This window comes from Cobetia sp. SIMBA_158 (assembly GCF_046566945.1).
In the GTDB taxonomy this organism is placed as follows: Bacteria; Pseudomonadota; Gammaproteobacteria; order Pseudomonadales; family Halomonadaceae; genus Cobetia; species Cobetia amphilecti.
In genome coordinates this window covers 1-245 of sequence record NZ_JAWJYL010000905.1, presented here as the reverse complement: position 1 = coordinate 245, position 245 = coordinate 1, and the positions used below count along the sequence as shown (strand labels likewise).

The 245-nt window shown below is 32.7% G+C and carries 1 protein-coding gene; it reads right to left on the bottom strand.

Annotation, left to right across the window (positions count from 1 at the left end):
- On the bottom strand, window positions 1–245 hold a 245-nt coding region (locus tag R2R70_RS22450), incomplete at both ends, for a hypothetical protein (RefSeq protein WP_410979265.1).

The following is a 245-nucleotide window of genomic DNA, read 5'->3' as shown; positions in this document are numbered from 1 at the left end:
AAATCAGTTAAATCCATTTTGTCATGAACATGAGTTTTAATAAAAACATGAGCATTGTGAAAATCGTACATATGCTCTACTAAAGAAGAGATCGTGGTGATAAAGTCATCAAATGTATCTTCTTCAAGCGTTTTTTTGAGATCGAGATTACTATGAACATCAATTGAGATGTAATTATCTCTTTCATCCAATTCTTCTTGGGGAGCTAGCGGATAATCGTGAGTCGTTGCTTTTCTATTTAAATC